Source organism: Ruegeria sp. O6, from assembly GCF_056535045.1.
The window spans coordinates 176,513-193,475 of the sequence record NZ_JBQERM010000004.1 but is presented as its reverse complement, the minus strand read 5'-3'; the positions used below and the strand labels follow the sequence as shown (position 1 = coordinate 193,475).

General features: G+C 59.3%; 15 protein-coding genes. 2 read left to right on the top strand and 13 right to left on the bottom strand.

What is annotated here, in order from left to right:
* Positions 1-34 precede the first annotated feature (34 nt).
* The 3 genes from cobT to cobS form a co-directional block, all read right to left on the bottom strand.
* Positions 35-1,912, bottom strand: coding sequence for a cobaltochelatase subunit CobT (gene cobT, locus ACR0DY_RS07730; protein ID WP_480545744.1), 1,878 nt, complete (start codon positions 1,910-1,912; stop codon positions 35-37).
* Positions 1,913-2,070: 158 nt separating this feature from the next.
* The gene (locus tag ACR0DY_RS07725; RefSeq protein ID WP_480826228.1) at positions 2,071-2,553 is read right to left on the bottom strand and encodes a hypothetical protein; all 483 of its coding nucleotides are present in this window, start codon (positions 2,551-2,553) and stop codon (positions 2,071-2,073) included.
* Positions 2,554-2,592: 39 nt separating this feature from the next.
* Positions 2,593-3,579 (bottom strand): cobaltochelatase subunit CobS, encoded by a 987-nt coding sequence (gene cobS / locus ACR0DY_RS07720; protein ID WP_209504507.1) that lies wholly within the window; start codon positions 3,577-3,579, stop codon positions 2,593-2,595.
* A gap of 447 nt (positions 3,580-4,026) precedes the next feature.
* On the opposite strand from cobS, the gene ACR0DY_RS07715 reads away from it, so the two are divergent.
* Complete coding sequence (locus ACR0DY_RS07715) at positions 4,027-4,917, top strand: Hint domain-containing protein (RefSeq protein WP_480545741.1); 891 nt, start codon at positions 4,027-4,029, stop codon at positions 4,915-4,917.
* A 166-nt stretch (positions 4,918-5,083) separates the two neighbouring features.
* On the opposite strand, the gene ACR0DY_RS07710 is transcribed toward ACR0DY_RS07715, so the two are convergent.
* The 3 genes from ACR0DY_RS07710 to ACR0DY_RS07700 form a co-directional block, all read right to left on the bottom strand.
* On the bottom strand, positions 5,084-5,869 hold the full coding sequence (locus ACR0DY_RS07710) for a hypothetical protein (RefSeq protein WP_480545740.1): 786 nt from the start codon (positions 5,867-5,869) through the stop codon (positions 5,084-5,086).
* A 101-nt stretch (positions 5,870-5,970) separates the two neighbouring features.
* Positions 5,971-6,519, bottom strand: a complete 549-nt coding sequence (locus ACR0DY_RS07705) for an NYN domain-containing protein (protein WP_480486270.1) — start codon at positions 6,517-6,519, stop codon at positions 5,971-5,973.
* Positions 6,520-6,650: 131 nt separating this feature from the next.
* Positions 6,651-7,277: a J domain-containing protein gene (locus ACR0DY_RS07700; protein ID WP_480475989.1), complete on the bottom strand. Its 627-nt coding sequence runs from the start codon at positions 7,275-7,277 to the stop codon at positions 6,651-6,653.
* 106 nt (positions 7,278-7,383) lie between these two features.
* Here ACR0DY_RS07700 and ACR0DY_RS07695 point away from each other — a divergent pair, with 106 nt between their 5' ends.
* Positions 7,384-7,638 (top strand): BolA family protein, encoded by a 255-nt coding sequence (locus ACR0DY_RS07695; RefSeq protein WP_209597754.1) that lies wholly within the window; start codon positions 7,384-7,386, stop codon positions 7,636-7,638.
* 9 nt (positions 7,639-7,647) lie between these two features.
* On the opposite strand, the gene ACR0DY_RS07690 is transcribed toward ACR0DY_RS07695, so the two are convergent.
* The 7 genes from ACR0DY_RS07690 to pepN form a co-directional block, all read right to left on the bottom strand.
* Positions 7,648-8,724, bottom strand: coding sequence for a PLP-dependent cysteine synthase family protein (locus tag ACR0DY_RS07690; RefSeq protein WP_480481827.1), 1,077 nt, complete (start codon positions 8,722-8,724; stop codon positions 7,648-7,650).
* Positions 8,725-8,885: 161 nt separating this feature from the next.
* Positions 8,886-9,317, bottom strand: coding sequence for a DUF4177 domain-containing protein (locus ACR0DY_RS07685; protein WP_480898041.1), 432 nt, complete (start codon positions 9,315-9,317; stop codon positions 8,886-8,888).
* Positions 9,318-9,397: 80 nt separating this feature from the next.
* Positions 9,398-10,654 (bottom strand): peptidase T, encoded by a 1,257-nt coding sequence (gene pepT, locus ACR0DY_RS07680; protein ID WP_480545738.1) that lies wholly within the window; start codon positions 10,652-10,654, stop codon positions 9,398-9,400.
* A 147-nt stretch (positions 10,655-10,801) separates the two neighbouring features.
* Complete coding sequence (gene gatB, locus ACR0DY_RS07675) at positions 10,802-12,313, bottom strand: Asp-tRNA(Asn)/Glu-tRNA(Gln) amidotransferase subunit GatB (RefSeq protein ID WP_480545737.1); 1,512 nt, start codon at positions 12,311-12,313, stop codon at positions 10,802-10,804.
* Between the two features lie 81 nt (positions 12,314-12,394).
* Entirely contained in the window at positions 12,395-13,654 is a 1,260-nt protein-coding gene (locus tag ACR0DY_RS07670; protein WP_480898038.1) for a hypothetical protein, read from the bottom strand.
* A gap of 129 nt (positions 13,655-13,783) precedes the next feature.
* A complete protein-coding gene (locus ACR0DY_RS07665; RefSeq protein WP_480545736.1) occupies positions 13,784-14,212 on the bottom strand; it encodes a hypothetical protein in 429 nt (142 codons plus the stop codon).
* Positions 14,209-16,761, bottom strand: a complete 2,553-nt coding sequence (gene pepN, locus ACR0DY_RS07660) for an aminopeptidase N (RefSeq protein ID WP_480481821.1) — start codon at positions 16,759-16,761, stop codon at positions 14,209-14,211. The genes ACR0DY_RS07665 and pepN overlap by 4 nt, the downstream gene beginning before the upstream one ends.
* Between the last annotated feature and the right edge of the window lie 202 nt (positions 16,762-16,963).

Below are 16,963 nucleotides of genomic sequence, written 5' to 3'. Positions count from 1 at the left end.
TTTGGGAAATACTCCCGCCGGAGGCAAGGCCAGCCTAGCTGACCTTCTTCATCCCCATCACCCGCGCCCGCGCGCGCGGATCACTGTCGAACAGGGCCGCCAGTTGTTCCGTCATCGCACCAGCCAGCTGTTCCACATCGGTGATCGTCACCGCACGGTCGTAATACCGGGTCACATCATGACCGATGCCAATCGCCAGCAGCTCGACCATCTTGCGCTTTTCCACCATGGCAATCACATCGCGCAGGTGCTTCTCCAGATAGTTGGCGGGGTTCACGCTCAGCGTTGAATCATCAACCGGAGCTCCATCCGAAATCACCATCAGAATCTTGCGCTGCTCGCGCCGCGCGATCATCCGGCGATGCGCCCATTCCAGCGCCTCACCGTCGATGTTTTCCTTCAGCAGGCCCTCTTTCATCATCAGACCCAGATTGGGCCGCGCCCGCCGCCATGGGGCATCGGCGCCCTTATAGATGATATGGCGCAGGTCGTTCAGGCGGCCGGGTTGCTGCGGGCGGCCATCGTTCAGCCATGCCTCGCGCGCCTGTCCGCCTTTCCACGCCCGCGTGGTAAAGCCCAGAATCTCGACCTTCACATTGCAGCGCTCCAGCGTCCGGGCCAGAACATCGGCACAGATGGCGGCGATCGAAATCGGACGACCCCGCATCGACCCTGAATTGTCCAGCAGCAGCGTCACCACCGTGTCGCGGAACTCGGTGTCTTTTTCGACCTTGAAACTCAGCGGAGTGGTGGGGTTCGCGACCACTCGTGCCAATCGGCCCGCGTCCAGAATGCCTTCCTCGCGGTCGAACTCCCAGCTGCGGTTCTGCTGCGCCTGCAACCGACGTTGCAGCTTGTTGGCCAAACGGCTCACCGCGCCTTTCAGCGGTTCAAGCTGCTGATCCAAATAGGCCCGCAGACGTTCCAGCTCGGCCGGTTCCGCCAAATCCTCAGCGGCAATCTCTTCATCATGCGTGCTCAGATAGACCTTGTAATCCGGGTCGGCCTCGGATGCGGGCGGCGGGGCAGGCGGCTCCAGCGGCGCTTCGCCATCAGGCATCTCGGCCTCGTCACCCAGCTCATCCTCGGCCATCTCATCCATCGAGACCTGCGCCTGAGATTGATCCTGCTGCTCTTCCTGCGTCTGCTCAGGTGTCGCATCCGCGTCCTGCTCGTCCTGATCATCCTGACCGGTGCTGTCGGGATCGGGTTGTTCCTCGGCGTCGTCCTCGGCCTGATCCTCCTGCTCGTCGTCCAACTCGTCGGGGTCATCACCCAGCTGGTCGCCATAGCCCAGATCCTTGATCATCTGGCGCGCGAATTTGGCAAACTCCGCCTGATCCGACAGCACGTCATCAAGGTTCTCCAACACGCCACCGGCCTGTTCCTCGATGAACCCGCGCCACAGGTTCATGATGTTCTCGGCCGCAGGCGGCAGATCGCGCCCGGTGGCCAGATGCCGGATCAGATATCCCGCCGCCACCGACAAGGGCGCATCGGCAGGCTGCTTGCACTGGTCATAGCCTCGCCGGATCGCCTCATGCCCGATCTTGACGTCGATATTGCTGGCAGTGCCGGGCATGTCCCGCGCGCCCATCGCCTCGCAACGCGCCGTTTCCATCGCCTCGTACAAGTCCCGCGCCATATCCCCCGGAGGCGCATAGCGCGCATGGGTTGCGTCATCATGATACCGGCGCTGCAAGGCCAGCGCATCCGCCGTGCCGCGCGCCAGCAGAACCTCTTCCCGCGTCATACGCCGAGACACCTGCGGCAGCCGCATCGACTCACCCGACAGGCCCGATGGATCGACGGTATAAGTTACCGACAGCTCAGGGTCATCAGCCATGACCTTGGTGGCCTCGGCCAGCGCTTTCTTGAACGGATCAGCGGGGTTGTCGTTGGGTTTGCTCATCAGGCAGGTCCGGTCTTGTTCTGTCCCGGCAACCTAGTGCTATTCAGGGGCCTTGACCATAGGGCCAACCCCCTTTTCCCATCGAACCAGCACACCTGTACAGCAGGTTCTTATGCAATCAGATGCACTTGCCCCATTTAACTTATAGTCCCAGCTAATCACTCACCAGTTGGGAGATACTCAGGTAGCGAAACTTCCTGGGTGTTTTTCGAGTAGAAATCGCGACCATACTTAATAGTGATAGCGTGCGTGAATTCCGCACATGCAATTGTGTGGGCAGCGAGAAGTCTGCCTTCGTGAACATTGTAAGGTTCGCCATCGTTAAGTTTGATTGGTGCCCAGTAGGTTTCGCCTTGGCTTCGCCAGTTTTTTTCCCAGCCGAGTGCTACTTTTTGCGCATCTGCTAAAACCGACATTCCTCCTATGGCCTCAAGTATCCAGTCGGCGGGTAGGTTGGTCTGAACTGTGTCGCCAAAGTAGATTTCGCGTGGCTTGGAGGACAAGTTGGCTATCTCCGAACCAACTAGTCCAGCTAGTGCGTTGGCATAGTTCACAGCCACACAGTGTTTGATCTTCTCGATTTCTGAAGCACCGGTCGGAAAAACGCTTGAAGATAGTTCGGCGTGCGCCAGAGTGGGCAACGAAATTAACGCTGCACCTATCGTTAGTCGTATCACCAATTAGCCCAAGCTCGCGCTCGCGGCGCTCTCCGGCAGTTCCTCGTCAAAGCAGCGCTGATAGAACTCGGCCACGGTCTGACGTTCCAACTCGTCGCATTTGTTCAGGAACGACAGGCGGAAAGCATAGCCCACGTTGCGGAAGATCTCGGCATTCTGCGCCCAGTTGATCACGGTTCGCGGGCTCATAACCGTCGACAGATCGCCATTCATGAAGGCGGTCCGGGTCAGGTCGGCCACGGTGACCATCTGGCTGACGGTCTTGCGCCCCTCGGCAGTGTTGTAATGCGGCGCCTTCGACAGCACGATCATCGTCTCAGCGTCATGGCTCAGATAGTTCAGGGTTGAGACCAGCGACCAGCGGTCCATCTGCGCCTGGTTGATCTGCTGGGTGCCGTGATACAGACCCGTGGTATCGCCCAGACCCACGGTGTTTGCGGTGGCAAACAGGCGGAAACACGGGTTCGGCGTGATGATCTCATTCTGGTCCAGCAGGGTCAGCTTGCCATCATGTTCCAGCACCCGCTGGATCACGAACATCACGTCGGCACGGCCCGCGTCATATTCGTCGAACACGATGGCGACGGGGTTGCGCAGGGCCCAGGGCAGAATGCCCTCGTGGAATTCGGTCACCTGCTTGCCGTCGCGCAGTTTGATCGCGTCCTTGCCGATCAGGTCGATCCGGCTGATGTGGCTGTCCAGGTTCACGCGCACGGCGGGCCAGTTCAGGCGGGCGGCGACCTGCTCGATATGGGTCGATTTGCCGGTGCCGTGATAGCCCTGAATCATCACCCGGCGATTATGGGCAAAGCCCGCCAGGATCGCCAATGTCGTCTCGGGGTCAAACTTGTAGGTCGGGTCGATGACGGGCACACGGTCAGTGGCTTCGGCAAACCCTTTGACCTTCATATCCGTCTCAATGCCAAATACGTCACGGACCGAGATATCTTCGGTGGGTTTTGCGTTTACATCGATCGATCCGTCAGCCATTCGCCTTGTCCTTATCCTTTGGCCCGTATTGCCGGGTTTGAACCCGTGTGTGGTGCAACATATTGCGGGCAAGGGCAAGGGAAAGCCGCCCGCTCGGAAAGGTGAGCAGGTTTTTCTTTCAAACTGGCCCTATTGACGCGCGGGTGATCCTCAACTGCGACGGGTACAAGGCACAGATCACGCTGCGTTCCTCAATGACAGCGCGGCCTGATCGGATGCAGATGCCGAACCATGTGTCCGAAATGCTGCATGCAGGTGGGCATTCGGCAAACTATATGTTGTGGAAAGTGACCTTATCAGACATATAAAATGGTCTTATGGGGCGTTTTATAAGTGATCGGGTGTTGGTGAAACGGGAATGCCGGGTGCGGCTCCGTCTGCAATGTTGCTCTGGGTCGAGTGATCAGCAGGCGTCGATATCTGCCAACATGGCCTTGGTGACGCCAGGTGGCATTTAGCGTTCTTCTCCATACGGCCAAGACAACGGGCCAGAACGATCTCATCGTCCAGAACACGACACAATCCGCGATCATCAGCGGATCGATGGTGTCGTTTGACGGGGGCGCGACTTTCCAGCCTTACACCTATCTGGGGCAAGGAAACTACCGCGGAACCGGGGAAACCGGAGAATTCATTCAGGTCGGCGGGCAAATCTACGCCTGGGATGCCAATAACCCAACCGGTCCGATGACCACTGGCAACTGGAAAATCACCCCGAGTGATCTGAACCCGACCGATCCGCCCTGTTTTGTTTCGGGCACCCTGATCGAAACGGATCGCGGCCCGCGCCCGGTCGAAGATCTGACCGTGGGCGACCGGGTTTGCGTAGCCGGCGGGACCCCGCTGCCCATCGAATGGATCGGCAAACGAACACTCAGCGCGCAAATCCTGCGCGTCTGGCCCCAATTCAACCCGGTCTGCATCCGGCGCGATGCGTTGGGCAAGGGCCTGCCGGACAGGGATCTTTACCTCTCTCCGCAACACCGGGTTGTGCTGGGGGGCTGGCGGGCCGAGCTTTATTTTGGCGCACCAAGCGTGTTCTGCGCGGCCATTCATCTGGTCAACGATGATACCATCCGGCAAGTGACCACGGGCGAGGCGGTGACATATTATCACATCGCCTGCGCCGAACATGTGATCCTCACATCGCACGGTCTGCAAAGCGAAAGCCTGTTTCCGGGTGACATGGCGCTGAAATCACTGCATCGCGACGATGTCGATGAACTGCGCGCGCTCTTTCCGGTGTTGCGTTCAGACGCAGGACCACACCCCCAAACGCGCCTAAGCTGCCTGACCGGGCGCGAGGCACGCGCGTTGCGAGGCATGTTCGCAGGTTAGGCCCACGTTGCGGAAATCGTGGCGCCATTGTTGGTGCGCACCCGGATCACGCCGCGCTGTTAACAGCATTAGTGCAGTAGTTGCCAATCGGGGATCAACCGAACAAGGTTTGACGCCTTCATCCTCCGGGACATCAACCCAACATCATTCGCGCATGGCTCAGACCTTAGGTCGACAACCCACCCATTGCCCAATCGGCATGGGTCTCGATAACACTGGCCACGGAAAGTGCCTTTTCCGCGATATCCTCCGGAGTGTCCTCGGCGAACGCGATGCGGGTCATCCTGTCGTGCATCGCTTCCGAGGTGTAAAACTCAAAGGCCCGCGTATTGCCGGGGCTGTTCCAGAATGCGGTAATCCAGATCGAGTCCCGCCCCGGAACGCAATATGCGCACCAATCGCGCCACAGACGCAGCACCAATTCGGTATCCGGGCTTGCGGCGACCTGTTCGAACAGCGACTCCAGCGGCCATCCTGCCAGGGCAAACATGCAAAGCGTATCGTCCAGGCAGCCGCGTTCCCGTGCCATCTCGCGTTTCAGATATGCGCGCTGGAACCGGTCTAGAACCTGCCATTCCTCGGGCGACCAGTTCTTCGGGTTGCCGGTTTCATACCGGTTCAGGCTCACCTCCAGCCCAACGCTGGCGGGGTCTTCGTCCACGGCCAGAATCTCAAGGATCCGGGGCAGCAGGTATCCCCATGTGTTGCGGGCTATCCCCGCAGGATCACAAGCGGCAAAGAACCAGTCCTGAACGTAATGCAGGGGCAGCTCGGCAATGGGCGGCGTGAAGAAATCCGCCTCAATGTCGGCGTCCATGCAGCAGCCTTCGCAAACTTCGATGCTGCTCGGCTTCGGATAGGCAAAAACCCTGTACGCATCGCTGATGATGTCTGAAAACGGATGATCCGGCGGGATCTTGGCTTTTGGCGGGTTCTGCTCTTTGCGTGCCACGGTCCTTGCATCCAAAACTGTTCTGCCGGGGCAGGGCCCCGTCAGTGCCATCCCTGAACGCTACGAAACCCGGATCGTTGCGTAAAGCTGTGGTCGCGTGGTCAAAGCGAAAACCAAAGCTCATCCTTGCGAAAACCACCTTTCACAAGACGATCCGTTTTCAACACATCCGGGAACTCGTCTTCCCAGTCCCGGAACCTGTCATTTGTCACGATACGCGCCTTGCTGTCCCGCGCCGCCTGCAAGATCAGGGGATCTGCCGGCGTGCCTTTGGGCGCCACCATGACTCGCTTGGCCCGCAAGCCCAGGGCGCGGCTCAGCGCCCGGTCGTTCATGTATTCCCCTTCGACCTTGTACCCGACATTCGCATCGAACACGACGCCCGGTTTAAACCCGGCTTGCTTCAGGCTGGCCAGAACCTGCCGCAACGTTGCCAGATCCGGTGCGCCGTCTTTCCAGTGCATCACGTTCGACCCGTCCACGATGATCCATGTGTTGGCCCTGCGCCAGCCGAACCAGGCCCGGATCAGAAGGATCGTACTGGCGAACACACAAAGCAGGGCCAAAAGGAACAGCCAGTCCATCTCGGTTGGATAGAACTGCGCCACGACCAGCCCGCAAAGTGAGGCAAGCAGCAAAAAGAAAGGCATACGCACAGCGGTTGCTCCGGGAAAAGCACTGTTTCAATTCCCACTACTATTGCGGGAATTGAAACAGGTTTCCAGACAGCATCCTCACAATCCGTTCAAACTGTGTAAACAGCTGGCGACTGACGGCGGCCCTACTTGAAATTCCGGCTGTCCTTGATCTGGTCCCAGGCCCAGACGACCTCTTGCAACTGCTCTTCCTGCGACCGGTCGCCGCCGTTCATGTCCGGATGCAGCACCTTGATCAGCTTCTTGTACGCCTTGCGCACTTCGGTTTTGGACCAGCTGTCATGGGCTTCCAGAATCTCGATTGCACGGCGTTCAGTGGGGGGCAGGCGACGTCCGCCACCACCCGAGGTGCGCCCCTTGTTCTGCGTGCTGTTGGCGCCCAGAACCTGATGCGGGTCCTCAATGCCCAGACGGGCCCAGGCGCGCGCCTCCGGGTCTCCCATCGGCTTGGTCTCACGTTCCCAAACCTTGTCCTTCGAGCGTTGCGCGTTCAGCTCGGCCTCGGTGGTGCCGTCGAAGAAATTCCACTTCTGGTTATACTCGCGCACGTGCTGCTGGCAGAACCAGAAATAGTCATCCAGCACATCCGGTGCCTTGGGGGCGCGGAACTTGCCCGGCTCGTCACACCCGTCGTGATCGCAGATCCGGACCGAGGTCTCGGACGCGCCCGACATGCCCCGGCGCCCACGCGGGTTCTTTTTCTTGGCGCTGGAAACGGACATATCGAATCCGAAGGGGTCTGATTTCGCCATGCTCTATCCTCACGAACGCATCTTTTCGACTCGGAGGCAGCAGTTTAGTCTAAGCAGCCGAAAGTAGAAGAGGGGGGCGGCAAAAATTTTGCCGCTGAGCAAAAAAATGAGCGTGACCGACGAAATCCGAACCCGCCTGCAAGCCGCCTTTGACCCGCATGAACTTGACGTGATCGACGACAGCGAAAGCCATCGCGGCCATGCAGGCCACAGGGAAGGCGGCGAAAGCCATTTCAACGTCCGCATCCGCGCCGCCGCGTTTGCGGGTCAATCCCGCGTCGCCCGCCACCGGGCCGTGCACAAGGCGCTGGGCGACATCGTGCCCCGCATCCACGCGCTGGCGCTGGATATCGGAACCTGACGCTGCGCCCTATTCTGCGCTCATCTGCGCGGATGGGGTCGAGGCCGAGATCGCATATTCCTCATCCGTCATGACGTCTTCGATCCCCTCGAACAGAGGCGTCGACAGGTAACGCTCGCCCGTATCCGGCAGCATCACCAGCATGACCGATCCCGGCGCTGCGGTTTCGGCCAGTTTCATCGCCACCGCAAAGGTCGACCCGCCCGAGATCCCGGTGAATATCCCCTCTTCCGAGGCAAGGCGGCGCGACCACTCAATCCCTTGCGGCCCTGGAATAGGGACCAGTTGGTCGTAATAGGAATTGTCGATGGCTTCCTGAAGGACCCATGGAATGAAATCCGGTGTCCAACCCTGAATCGGGTGCGGCTCGAAATTGGGGTGGCTTTCGGTGGGCTGGTGATCGTCGTTGCGCGTATTCACATAGCCTGACGACACGATGGCGGCATTTGCCGGTTCGGTCAGGATGATTTTCGTATCGGGCCGCTCTTTGCGCAACACCCGTGACACCCCGGCGACCGTGCCGCCGGTGCCATAACCCGTCACCCAGTAATCCAGCTGCTTGCCTTCGAAATCCGCAAGGATTTCCCGCGCGGTCGTGTTCTCGTGAATATCGGCATTGGCTGCGGTCTCGAACTGGCTGGCCAGAAACCATCCGTTTTCCTCGGCCAGTTCCTTGGCCTTGGTATACATGCCGAACCCCTTCTGCGCCTTGGGGGTCAGAACAACCTTCGCGCCCAGAAAGCGCATCAGCTTGCGCCGCTCGACCGAAAAGCTTTCGGCCATCGTCACAACCAGCGGATATCCCTTGGCCGCACAGACCATGGCAAGCCCGATCCCGGTATTGCCGGACGTCGCCTCGACAACCGTCTGACCGGGTTTCAGCCGCCCATCCCGTTCTGCCGCCTCGATGATATTCAGCGCCAGCCTGTCCTTGACCGACCCCGCCGGGTTGAACGCTTCGAACTTGACATAAACGGTCACATGCTCCGGCGCGATCCGGTTGACCCGGATACAGGGCGTGTCGCCGACTGTGTCAAGGATGCTGTCATACAGGCGTGCCCGCCCCTGCGTCTGCCGAATACCCATTTCAAAGTCCCTCCCGGTTGTCCGGTTAACATGCCACAGATTTCGCTGGGTTGATAAGCACATATCGCACCCGCAGCGCCAAGCCCGCCCGCGGGCGGGCTGCTCAACCTGCGGTCCACACCGTGTTGCAGGTGTAACCGCACGTCAAACCCTGATCCGTCTCAGGCGTCTTTCTTGTCGCCCTCGGTGTCAGTGTCCTGGCCAACCTGGTCCCGGCTTTTCAACGACAAAGGCGGCTCATGCGCTTCTTCCGAGATTGGTTTCGGCGCGGCCACCATACCGGGGCCGGGGATCGGTTGGGCCAACGGGGTGTTGTCAAACTCGGGTACGTCTCCGATCACCGACACATCGACTTCCTCGGCCACGGCCCGCCGGAACACCAGCACATTGCGCCAGTTTGTGGTCGATCCGGTCAGGCCCAAGCGTTCCTCACTGGGCAGCAGCTCGGCGCGCTGGTATTCCCAGCCGTCCTGCGCCATCTGGTTCAGAACCTGTTCGACCGAGACCGCAAAGCGGCCCTCGGCCGTTTTCACGCCCTTGGCTTTCACGCCCTTTTGCGGCGCGGGGACGACCTTGTATTCAAAAAGCTGCATCAAGTGTTCCTAAATACCTGTTCACGCCAACTTACCACGCTGACCCCCGGGTGAAAGGGCCGCCGCCCGACCGGCGGTTTTCAGCCCTGATTATTGCCGCCAGCCTGTGCCGCCTTGGTCACAACCGACAGGCACAGCTCGGTCGCCACCGCCATGTCCTGCACCGATATCCACTCAAGCGGCCCGTGAATGCACTGCATTCCGGTGAACAGGTTGGGGCAGGGGGTGCCGAACTCGGTCAGGCGCGACCCGTCGGTGCCGCCGCGGATCGGCACCGACAGCGGCTTGATCCCCAGCTCGCGGCAGGCGTCGCGCGCCAGTTCAACAGGCGTCATGTCGTTTTCCAGCCAATAGCGCATGTTCCGGTATTGGTGGCTGATGTCGCAGGTGATGGTCGCGCGCGGTTCCGTGGCCTGCACGGCGGCACAGACCTGCCGTACGATGTCACGTTGCGCCTCAAGGCCCTCCATCTCGAAATCGCGCAGGATCAGCTTGATTTCCATCTCGGACGACCCGCCGCTCATGTCGGTGACATGGATGAACCCGTCGCGGCCATCGGTTGTTTCGGGTGTCATGGTGGCCTGCGGCAAGGTCTGCACGATCTTTGCCGCCAGATGGGTCGCGTTCACCATCTTGTCCTTGGCCAGTCCGGGGTGGATCGATACCCCCTCGATCCGGATCACGGCGCGGTCGGCCGAGAAGCTTTCATATTCGATCTCGCCCACTTCGGCACCGTCCAGAGTATATGCGAAATCCGCCCCCAGATCCTTGGGCAGCTGTTCGGTAACGCCGCGCCCGATTTCTTCATCCGGGGTAAAGGCAATGCGGATAGGCCCGTGCGGGATATCCGGGTTTTCGATCAGATGCCGGGCCATAGTCATTAGGATCGACACCCCGGCCTTGTCATCCGCGCCCAGCAGGGTGGTGCCCGATGCCGTGATCAGATCATGTCCGATCTTTTCGGCCAGATAGGGGTTCTCGTCCGGAGACAGCACCAGATCCGGGTCGTCCGGAAAGGAAATGTCGCCACCGTTATACCCCTTGATCACCCGCGGCTTGACGCCCGTTGCATTGAACTGGGGGGCCGTATCCACATGCGCAAGAAAGCCTACCGTCGGGCCGGGTGCGGTGCCGGGGATGGTCGCGACGACCACGCTGTCACCTGTCAGCGTCACATCGCTGGCGCCGATCTCGGTCAGTTCCTGCTTCAGCAGGTTCAGCATGTCGAACTGTATCTGTGTGCTCGGCGTGGTCGCCGAGGTCTCGTCGCTCTGACTGTCGATCGCCGCGTAACGCACCAGCCGATCTTCGAGTTCCTGATCAAATCTGTTCTGCATGATACCTCACCTCTCTGGGGCGGAAGAAAGGGTGCAATCACGGGCGAAGTCAAGCCGATGAGCTGACCCCATTTCTTAAGAAATCGTGGAAATCTGATTGTACAAACCTGACAATTGCCACTGGCAGGCTTGTACAAAATGTAAGGTTCAGGAACTCAGCTTCTTGCTGACCAAATCGTTAACGGCCTTCGGGTTGGCCTTGCCGCCGGTCGCTTTCATCACCTGACCCACGAACCACCCCGCCAGTTTCGGGTTTACCTTGGCCTTTTCGACCTGGGCCGGATTGGCCGCGATGATCTCGTCCAGTGCAGCCTCGATTGCGCCGGTGTCGGTGACTTGTTTCATCCCGCGATCCTCGACGATCTGCGCCGGGTCACCGCCTTCGGTATAGACGATTTCAAACAAGTCCTTGGCGATCTTGCCCGAGATGGCATCAGAGGAAATCAGGTCGATAATCCCACCCAGCTGCGCCGGAGAAACCGGCGAATCCGTGATGTCGTGGTCTTCTTTTTTCAGACGTCCGAACAGCTCGTTGATCACCCAGTTCGCGGCCAGTTTGCCATTGCGGCCCTGCGCGACTTCTTCGAAATAGGCCGCCGATTCAACTTCGGCAGTCAGTACCGAGGCGTCATAGTCGGTCAGGCCGAACTCACTGATAAAGCGCGCTTTTTTGTCGTCAGGCAGCTCTGGAAGATGGGCGGCGATATCGTCCACCCATGCCTGCTCGATCTCCAGCGGCAGCAGGTCGGGATCGGGGAAATAGCGGTAATCATGCGCTTCTTCCTTGGACCGCATCGACCGGGTTTCGCCCTTGTCCGGATCATACAGGCGGGTTTCCTGCTCGACCTTGCCACCGGCTTCGACAATAGCGATCTGGCGGCGGGCTTCGACCTCAATGGCCTGCTGGATGAACCGCATCGAGTTCATGTTCTTGATCTCGCAACGGGTGCCTAGATGCGAAAAGTCCTGTGTTTCCTCATACTTCTCATACGCGCCCGGCAAACAGATCGAGACGTTGACATCCGCCCGCAGGTTGCCGTTCTGCATGTTGCCGTCACAGGTGCCCAGATAGCGCATGATCTGGCGCAGCTTGGCAATGTATGCAGCGGCCTCTTCCGGCCCGCGAATATCAGGGCGGCTGACGATCTCCATCAGGCAAACACCGGTCCGGTTCAGGTCGACAAAGGACATATGCGGGTCCATGTCGTGGATCGATTTGCCGGCGTCCTGCTCCATGTGGATGCGTTCAATGCGAACCATGCGCGCAGTGCCGTCACCCATCTCGACCAGAACCTCGCCTTCGCCCACAATCGGATGATAAAGCTGGGAAATCTGGTAACCTTGCGGCAGGTCAGGATAGAAATAGTTCTTGCGGTCAAAGGCCGATTTCAGATTGATATCCGCCTTCAGGCCCAGCCCGGTGCGCACTGCCTGTTCCACGCAGAACTCGTTGATCACCGGCAGCATTCCCGGCATCGCCGCATCCACGAAAGCCACGTTCGAGTTCGGCTCGGCCCCGAATTTTGTGGACGCGCCCGAGAACAGCTTGGCATTGGATGAGACTTGCGCATGCACCTCCATCCCGATTACCAGTTCCCAATCGTGCTTGGCCCCGGCAATGGTTTTGGGTTTGGGCATATCGTATGTCAGGTCGAGCATGGCGCGCCTCATTTCCGCAGAAGTCTAAGCCTGCGTATTAGGCCCGGCAGGGCCTAGGGGCAAGGGGGAATCCTGACGCGTTCAGTTCTTGGAAAACTGCAGACCGGACGATGTAAAGGTTACATCCTTGCCGCTGCGCAGTTCATCCCGGAACAAATCCGAGATAGCGCGCAGCGCGTCGCGCTGACCGCGCGCAGCAAACCGCTCGGGCGAGTTGATGCGGACCGAGTTGTTGAACCCGTTGGCGGCATGGGCCCAGATCAGGGGGTGAAGCTCGGTCAGGTGATCGCGGATCAGCCAGTTTGCGGTGTCGCGCATCTGAGCGCGGACATTGTCTGCCTTTTCGTTCAGCCCGTGACCATTCTGAATGGTGATTGCACAATAGGCCGACAACATATTGATCATCTGCTGGTCAGGGCGCAGACCTACGATATCGCGCAATCCTTCAAGGAAATACTCGACATCGACCTGTGCGCAGGCCTCTTCGTCCAAAGCGATGGCATCGAATTGCACCCACGTATATCCACCAGCGCCCCAGATATCCTGTGTCCGGACGGCATTGCGCAAGGCCTGCAATTCAAGTTCTGCGTAGCTGCCGAACCACCGGGGCAAAAGATGGCTGCCCATCGCGCGCATGTGACGCTGATTGCGCGGGTCCAGTATGATCAGGCGCTCGTACTCATCGGCAACGCGGGCGTTTGACTTGCGCTGCCCGGCCAACAGGGCACAACCGGCGGCCGCAATCAGAGGGCTGTCCGGTGCATCCGCCTTGCATTTGGGAAGGATCGCAGCGGCCCGGTCGAAATGAGCGGCGCATCGCGAGCGGTGCAAGGGCGGCAAGGCCGTGTCCGTGGCGTTCCCGCGCCAGGCCCAGGCCAGATCGATATGGGCCAGCGCCACAACAGCAGCGATCATCGGATCGCCGGGATTGTCTGACAACTCGCCTTCCAGTTCCGAAATACCACCCAGCAAATCGTAGTCAGATATGGCCTTGCCGTCCGACAGCGCATGTTCCGCAGCCAGAACCACGTCAGATCGGGCCCCGAACGCCAAAAGATCGGCAATCGGCATACCATCCGACACGGCAGCACGATCCTGATCCGCTGCACGCATTTCGTCGGACAACTCGGTCCAGCGATCCTGTCTGGCCAGATAGCGCCCATGTTCGATTGTAGAATGTCCAATCAGATTGTCGCAATTCGACGTTGCAACAGGAATGTTGAGCTGCCCATGTTCAGGCAGGGCAGCGGCCAGCGCAGATTTCGTTGCGCACAGATCTTCTGAGGCGTCCGTGGGATTGGATGAAGGCTGGGCAAACAGCGCCCTTATCGACCGAAACATGGTAAAACTCAAAACTGTAAAAACACTTAACTGAGTCCGAATTCTGGCGAGGTCTTGGGTTCAATTCAAGTAATTTGCTTAATAAACTTTGTTTTTTGTGTCCAATGAGCCCGTAGATCACGCAGTGTTTCAGAAAACAGTGAAATGATGACGGTTTACGCGAAAACCTGCCTGTTTCAGAATGGTTTCCAGATCCCGATGCGGCGGCAGAGACTCATCTGGCAGCCGGATTCGTTTCCCGGATTTCAGGACGATGGATACGCGAACGGAAAAGTCCCACCGGGTGTCAAATCGGAAATGGTCGATATCCCGCATCGGGATATCTCCCTTACGATTGCCCGTGAACCAGTGCACCGCATCCCGGTCCAGATGCACGCCAGCGCTGGTATTCTGGATCACGTCCCAGATTGCGGGGAGAGTGGCAAGAGACAGCAGGCCGACAACCCACCAAGCCGCGTCGAACAGGATGACCAGCGCCAGCAGGGTCGCGTAGACACTGGCCAGAATGACCAGTGTTCGTGTGTTCCGGTTGCGGCGGGTAAAGCTGTAGGGTGTCATGCGCCGAGGATGCGGGATACCATTTCCGTCGTGTCGCGCGACAGGTTCGGTGTTTCTGCAATGCGAGAAAGCTGCGTGCGCATCTGGCCCTGACGCCCGGTGTCGTACCGTTTCCAGGTCTGAAAAGCTGAACACATCCGTGCCGTGGTTTGCGGGTTCACAGGATCAAGGCGGATCAGCCAATCGGCCAGCAGGCTGTACCCGGCACCATCCGGCTGGTGGAACCCTGCGTGGTTCATCGCCAAGGCCCCCATGACAGCGCGGAACCGGTTCGGGTTCTTCCAGTTGAAATCGGGATGCCCGGTCAATGCCTTTGCCGTTTCCGGTGTCGCCTCGGGTGCGGCCATGGTCACCTGCAAGCCAAACCATTTGTCCATGACCAGCCGATCATGCTGCCATTGGTCATAGAAGGCGGTCAGCTGGGCTTCGCCCTTGCGGGCGCGCAGCAGGCAGGACAGGGCTGTCAGTTGCAGGGTCATGTTATCCGCGTTGGCATACACATTGGCCGCCATTGCCCCCCCGTCCAGCCGAGAGGTCAGCGCCAATGCCGCGCTGCCAAGGGCGCGTTTGCCGGATTGCTCGGCATCCGGGCTGTAGGGGCCATCAACCAACGCCTCGCTGTGCAGGCGGGGCAGCAGATCCTGCACATGCTGCGCCGTGGACTGCCGCAGCGTTTCGACCGCTGACCAGATTGCCATCGGATCGGGCGTCTGGCCGCGTTCATGCAACGCCGCAGCCAGTTCGGATTGCGTCGGCAGCCCAAGCATCAAGGCGCGATAGGCCGGGTCCAGCGTGTCGTCGCGCAGCACGGCCAGCAGCCCGTCAAGGTAATCGGCGTCCGGGGTTGCTTCGTCCAAGATCATCCGCAGCAAGGTGTCCTGCGCCAGCGATCTGCCAGCCTGCCAGCGGTTGAACGGATCTGTGTCATGCGCCAGCAGAAACGCGCGTTCGGCGTTTGAATGATCGTGTTCCAGGATGACCGGTGCCGAAAAATCGCGCAGGATCGAAGCTGTGGGCCTTGTCGCAAGCCCCGTGAACTGAAAACTCTGCTCGGCCTCTGTCAGTTCCAGCACTTCGGTCGTGCGGACCTCATCCCCGTTTGGTCCCAGCAGGCCAACGGCGACCGGGATCACCTGCGGCAGTTTCTCTGCCTGACCCGGTGTGGGATCGGTGCGCTGTTTCAGTGTCAGGGTAAAGGTCCCGTCGGCCCAATCTTCAAATACGGTCAAACGCGGCGTGCCCGACTGGCTGTACCAGCGTTTAAACTGGGTCAGGTCGCGGCCTGTAGTGTCTTCGAACACTTTCAGCCAATCCTCGATCGTGCAGGCCTGCCCGTCATGGCGGTCAAAATAGAGGTCCAGCGCCTTTGCATAGGCCTCATCCCCGACCAGCCGCTTTAACATGCCGATGACTTCGGCACCTTTTTCGTAAACCGTGGCCGTGTAGAAATTGTTGATCTCCTGAAAGCTTTCGGGCCGGACCGGGTGCGAGAGCGGGCCGTTATCCTCGGGGAATTGCCGCGCGCGCAGGTCGATGGCGTCGTGTATGCGTTTCACAGGGCCCGAGCGCATGTCGGATGTGAACTGTGCATCGCGGAAGACGGTCAGACCTTCTTTCAGACACAGCTGGAACCAGTCGCGGCAGGTGATGCGGTTGCCTGTCCAGTTGTGGAAATACTCATGCGCGATGATCGCCTCGATCCGTTCGAAATTGGCATCGGTCGAGGTTTCAGGACTGGCCAGAACAGCCGAAGAGTTAAAGATGTTCAGCCCCTTGTTTTCCATCGCGCCCATGTTGAAGTCATCGACGGCGACGATGTTGAAGACGTCCAGATCGTATTCCCGGCCATAGACATCTTCGTCCCATTTCATGGACTTCTTCAGCGCCTCCATACCGAAGGCGCACTTGCCTTCATCCCCCGGTCGCACCCACAGGTTCAACTCAACATCCCGGCCTGATCTGGTAGTGAACTGATCGGGATGGGCCACAAGTTCCCCAGCGACAAGCGCAAACAGATAGGCAGGCTTGGGCCACGGGTCGGTCCATTCGGCCCATCCTTCGCCCTTGCCCGAGGGGTTGCCGTTCGACAGAAGAACCGGCAGGTCGCCATTGATACGCACGGTAAAGGTGGACATGACATCGGGGCGATCCGGATAATATGTGATCTTGCGGAAACCTTCCGCCTCGCACTGGGTGCAATACATGCCGTTCGACATATAAAGCCCCTCCAACGCCGTGTTGTTGCCCGGATCGATCTCAACTTCGGCTTCCCAGAGGAACGGGGTGTCGGGAACATGGACGGTCAGGCCCTTGTCCGTGACATCAGGCGAAACTTCGGTTCCGTTGATGGACGCGCGGATCAGGTTCAGATCTTCGCCGTGCAGAAAAAAGGTGCGATCGGTCGCGTCGGGGTTTGGACGAAACGCGATACGCGACGTGACCCGTGTGGCATGTGCAGACAGATCGAAGGTCAGGTGCACGCTGTCCAGCAGATAACCAAACGGAGTGTAGTCTTTCAGGAAGATCGTGGTGGGGGCAGCGTCGCGCATGGGGGCCTCGCATCGGTTCGTGTCTGGCGCGACGTTAGGGGCATCGTTCCAGAGCTGCAACTGGCCCCCGCCATTCCCTTGATGTTTTTGAAACAGCTTCCGTTCGATCCGAATAACCCAAACGCTAAGTCGAAAGTTGCCTATCGGAAACTTTCGGCCTAAGTCACTTACGCATACAATGGCACACAATCGCAGGAGAGCA

Excerpts from the sequence above, each read along its gene's own strand:
- gatB (WP_480545737.1), bottom strand. The coding sequence starts at position 12,313 with ATGCTCGACCTGACATACGATATGCCCAAACCCAAAACCATTGCCGGG.
- ACR0DY_RS07705 (WP_480486270.1), bottom strand. The coding sequence starts at position 6,519 with ATGCCTTTCTTTTTGCTGCTTGCCTCACTTTGCGGGCTGGTCGTGGCG.
- ACR0DY_RS07685 (WP_480898041.1), bottom strand. The coding sequence starts at position 9,317 with ATGCAGCTTTTTGAATACAAGGTCGTCCCCGCGCCGCAAAAGGGCGTG.
- ACR0DY_RS07670 (WP_480898038.1), bottom strand. The coding sequence starts at position 13,654 with ATGTTTCGGTCGATAAGGGCGCTGTTTGCCCAGCCTTCATCCAATCCC.
- cobS (WP_209504507.1), bottom strand. The coding sequence starts at position 3,579 with ATGGCTGACGGATCGATCGATGTAAACGCAAAACCCACCGAAGATATC.
- ACR0DY_RS07695 (WP_209597754.1), top strand. The coding sequence starts at position 7,384 with ATGAGCGTGACCGACGAAATCCGAACCCGCCTGCAAGCCGCCTTTGAC.
- ACR0DY_RS07700 (WP_480475989.1), bottom strand. The coding sequence starts at position 7,277 with ATGGCGAAATCAGACCCCTTCGGATTCGATATGTCCGTTTCCAGCGCC.
- cobT (WP_480545744.1), bottom strand. The coding sequence starts at position 1,912 with ATGAGCAAACCCAACGACAACCCCGCTGATCCGTTCAAGAAAGCGCTG.
- pepN (WP_480481821.1), bottom strand. The coding sequence starts at position 16,761 with ATGCGCGACGCTGCCCCCACCACGATCTTCCTGAAAGACTACACTCCG.
- ACR0DY_RS07665 (WP_480545736.1), bottom strand. The coding sequence starts at position 14,212 with ATGACACCCTACAGCTTTACCCGCCGCAACCGGAACACACGAACACTG.
- ACR0DY_RS07690 (WP_480481827.1), bottom strand. The coding sequence starts at position 8,724 with ATGGGTATTCGGCAGACGCAGGGGCGGGCACGCCTGTATGACAGCATC.
- pepT (WP_480545738.1), bottom strand. The coding sequence starts at position 10,654 with ATGCAGAACAGATTTGATCAGGAACTCGAAGATCGGCTGGTGCGTTAC.